Origin of the sequence: Pseudomonas sp. Colony2 (assembly GCF_019382755.1) — a bacterium.
Classification (GTDB): domain Bacteria; phylum Pseudomonadota; class Gammaproteobacteria; order Pseudomonadales; family Pseudomonadaceae; genus Aquipseudomonas.
In genome coordinates this window covers 2,955,821-2,959,633 of the sequence record NZ_CP080030.1, presented here as the reverse complement: position 1 = coordinate 2,959,633, position 3,813 = coordinate 2,955,821, and the positions used below count along the sequence as shown (strand labels likewise).

Sequence of the window (3,813 nt, the reverse complement as noted above, 5' to 3'; positions counted from 1 at the left end):
GCCGATTGCAGCCCCTCGTAACAAGCAGCTTCTGGCTTATCCCCCCTAACGCCCCACCCAAAAACGCCGATAACCTCCTACCATCAATCAACCCCCGCTCCCCCACACCCGATTCGCTCCCCGCATGCCCGTATGGCACGTCGCATGCTTGCCTCACCCCGGCCCGTCCACATGGAGTACGAGTGAATGCCTGCCCAAGCCCGTTTCATCGAGCACTACCGCAAAGCCGACCGCATCATGCTCGCCCTGATCTGGCTGATGACCCTCTTCTCCCTCGGCCTGGCGTTCTGGCACGACACGCTGCTTCAAGCGCTCTTCATAGGCGGCGGCACCAGCGTGGTGCTGACCCTGGCCTATCGCGTCATCAGCGGCACGCGCCTGATGCGTTGCGCGCTGAGCGTTGGGCTGATGGTGATGGCGGCGTTGCACATCAACCAGGCCCAGGGTGTCATCGAATCGCACTTCGGTATCTTCGCGCTGCTGGTGGTGCTGACGTTCTACCGTGACTGGCTGCCTATCCTTGTGGCCGCCGTCACCATCGCGGTGCATCACGTGGTGTTCCATGCGTTGCAGCATCAGGGTTTCCCGGTGTTTGTGATGGAACATCACGGCGGCTGGAGCATGATTTTCGTCCACGCGTTCTACGTGGTGATGGAAACGGTCGCCCTGCTCTACCTCGCGGTGCACAGCCAGTCCGAAGCGGTAGAAAGCCAGGAAATGCTCGAAAAAATGCTCGCCGTCACCACGCAGTTCAACAGTGAGGCCGTCAAGGGCAGTCCGGGAAAAGTCCATGTCTCCCTTGCCACCCGTTTCGATCACTTTCTGACCCAGATCACTGGCCTGATCGACGGCGTCGCCCGTGACTCCCATGGCCTCGGCCAACTCGGCGAGGAACTGGCTCACGCCAGCGGCACCCTGGAAAAAGGCGCGCGCCACCAACTGGCGGAAATCGCCCAGATGACCGGTTCCATGCAGCGCAAGGACTAATGGCCGACAGTAGCCGCTCATGACAGACCACTTCCAGCCAAGCCATTGAGCCACTTCTACCCTACCGATGAGCAAAACCAAAACCCCCCGCACTTCAACCAAAGGCGGGGTGTTCTCTCCAGCGTCACTTCACATCAATCACATCGCCGTATGAAAAATCTGCTCAATCTCATCCTGATTGGCAGGACGCGGATTGGTAAAACCGCAGGCGTCTTTCATGGCATTGGCTGCCAGGGTCGGAATATCGTCAGCCTTCACACCCAGCTCAACGAGCCCGCTCGGAATCCCCACATCCGCAGACAGTTTACGGATGGCCGTGATAGCCGCCGCAGCACCCTTCTCCGCATCGAGCTGCTGAGTCTCAACCCCCATCGCATGAGCGATATCCTTAAACCGGGCCGGGCATACGCTGGCGTTGAAGCTCGACACATGGGGCAGCAGGATCGCGTTGCACACGCCGTGAGGCAGGTCGTAGAAACCGCCCAGTTGGTGCGCCATGGCATGTACATAACCCAGCGAAGCATTGTTGAAGGCCATGCCGGCAAGGAATTGCGCGTAGGCCATGTTTTCCCGGGCGGTCATGTTGTCACCCTGGGCAACGGCGGTGCGCAGGTTGGCCGAGATCAATTCGATGGCTTTGAGTGCACAGGCATCGGTGATCGGCGTGGCCGCCGTCGACACGTAGGCTTCGACGGCGTGGGTCAGTGCGTCCATGCCGGTGGCGGCGGTCAGGCCTTTGGGCATGGCGGCCATCAGCGAGGGGTCGTTGACGGATAACAGGGGGGTGACGTTGCGGTCGACGATGGCCATTTTCACGTGGCGGACTTCGTCGGTGATGATGCAGAAACGCGTCATTTCACTCGCCGTGCCGGCGGTGGTGTTGATGGCGATCAGTGGCATTTGTGGCTTGGCGGATTGATCCACGCCTTCGTAGTCGCTGATGTGCCCGCCGTTGGCGGCGCACAGGGCAATGCCTTTGGCGCAGTCATGGGGGGAACCGCCGCCCAAGGAAATAATGAAATCACAGTCGCTGCGGGCCAGCAGTTCCAGGCCCTTCTCCACGTTGCTGACGGTCGGATTCGGTTTGGCGCCGTCAAACAGGGTGGAGTCGATGTCTTGCTGGGCCAACAGGCCGGCGACCTTGGCCGCCACGCCGGCTTTGGCCAGGCCGGCATCGGTGACGATCAAGGCTTTGCGGAACCCGTACTTGCGGATTGCGAGCATCGCCTCGTCGAGGCTGCCAATGCCCATCATGTTCACGGAAGGAATGAAGAAGGTGCTACTCATGATAAATCCTCTTTTTATTATGGAGACACGGGAGTCAGTGAGGTTTTCTACTCATCTCGCAGGTGATGCGGCGCCTCTTGTTGTCATCGTTGACGATCACAAAGCTGAGCCTAAACCTATGGCGTCAGACCGAAATGGTCCTTTAGCAGGCATTGACACCTCCTTTAGTACTGGAAGCAGGGCTTCACCCATTCCATGGGGGGCGGCAGCAAAATCTGACTTGCGCAGACCCCGACCCGCGCGGATGGTTATGATGGTTCGCTGATCAACAGCCCTCACCCACTCTCCTGTGCAGGAACTGCAAAATGAGCATTGATTGGATCAAGTTGTCGCAGGTATCAGCGGCTTGCTGGGCAGCGTGATGCGGTTTGGCAGTGAGGGCTGGGGCGAGAAAGCGTTGTTTCTGCTTGGCCTGGTGATTGCGCCATTGCTGCGGGGGCTGTTTAGCGTCTTGCCACAGATCGAGATCACGGCACAGTGACCGGGGCCTGGGACCCGTCACTCGCCTTGGTGATGGTCGGGGCCATCGCCGTGGCGGTTATCCCGATGAATTGGGCGCGCAACAACTCACGCACGGCTTCATGGAACGACTCCAACCTCGTGGCATTGATGCGGACGGTTATATCCTCACCGTGTCCAACGTCGAGATGCAGCCACAGTTTCAGGATTTACTTGTGGACGCTTGCATGACGCTCACGCGGCCAGACAGGACCTGATGTGGCCGCAAACACTGGAACGCGTCTATGAAATCAGGGGCTATTCAGTTTTTACTGCGCACGGAGCTCATTCCACATAACGGAGCTACAAATGCGTCCGACCGGAGATCGCCTGTGCGACTGCGCAAACCCGTGCTTGTAGGTCTTCATCGCCAGTGTTGTAGCGCGGGGCTTGCTCATCTAGCACAGGCCTTGGATTGACTCCCCATAAATGGCCGATACTCATCTTCTTATTGATGAGTATCAGCCTCCTCTGCGGGATAAAACTCGCCCTCCTTCCCCATTTTTTTCAGCCGTTCGCGCACAATTACCTCGACGCTGGCTACGGCGGTTTGATCGTCAGGGTTGACCAACTGCAAGCACAGGCGTTGGACATTCTGATCGTGGGTGCCCTCGCTCATCATCTCGTGGGTGAAGACCTGTTCGCCACGCCATAGGCATAGCTGGGTATGCGTCTCGCCAAGCCATATTTCGTTGATTGATCCAAGGTCGGTGGTCGCTAGTTGATCGACGGTGATTGTCTTATCCATTGCGCTGTACCTTACCCATGAGTAGATACCGGTAGACTTGCCGGCATAGCGGGTCGTTCCACGCGTTGGCAGTTCAACCGGGCTAATGGTGGTTAAGCACGTCCCGGTTGGAACCAGGACAATTGACGATTGAAGGCGGACAGTACGAGCCGATAAGGGCAATCACATGACTGATCCTGCTGTTCCACATGCAAATGGCCGCGTCTGGATCAACTTTGATCTCCCCTCCTCGGGCCGATACTGCCAGCTCACAGATGGCGTGCAGCCTACGGAACGACCGGCTGCTATCGGCC

General features: G+C 58.4%; 2 protein-coding genes and 4 pseudogenes. 4 read left to right on the top strand and 2 right to left on the bottom strand.

Annotation, left to right across the window (positions count from 1 at the left end; translation table 11 throughout):
• Positions 1-186: 186 nt before the first annotated feature.
• Positions 187-984, top strand: a pseudogene (locus tag JV201_RS11825) (methyl-accepting chemotaxis protein); the annotation flags it as partial.
• Between the two features lie 141 nt (positions 985-1,125).
• Here JV201_RS11825 and yiaY read toward each other — a convergent pair.
• A complete protein-coding gene (yiaY, locus tag JV201_RS11820; protein WP_102368759.1) occupies positions 1,126-2,274 on the bottom strand; it encodes an L-threonine dehydrogenase in 1,149 nt (382 codons plus the stop codon).
• Between the two features lie 328 nt (positions 2,275-2,602).
• Here yiaY and JV201_RS11815 point away from each other — a divergent pair.
• The 3 pseudogenes from JV201_RS11815 to JV201_RS30180 form a co-directional block, all read left to right on the top strand.
• Positions 2,603-2,752 (top strand): annotated as a pseudogene (locus tag JV201_RS11815) (YeeE/YedE family protein); the annotation flags it as partial.
• Positions 2,752-2,850: pseudogene (locus JV201_RS29660) on the top strand (DUF6691 family protein); the annotation flags it as partial. The pseudogenes JV201_RS11815 and JV201_RS29660, both read left to right, overlap by 1 nt.
• Before the next feature lie 5 nt (positions 2,851-2,855).
• A pseudogene (locus JV201_RS30180) lies at positions 2,856-2,981 on the top strand (nucleotidyltransferase domain-containing protein); the annotation flags it as partial.
• A 239-nt stretch (positions 2,982-3,220) separates the two neighbouring features.
• Here JV201_RS30180 and JV201_RS11810 read toward each other — a convergent pair.
• Positions 3,221-3,520, bottom strand: a complete 300-nt coding sequence (locus tag JV201_RS11810) for a hypothetical protein (RefSeq protein ID WP_134326299.1) — start codon at positions 3,518-3,520, stop codon at positions 3,221-3,223.
• Positions 3,521-3,813 lie beyond the last annotated feature (293 nt).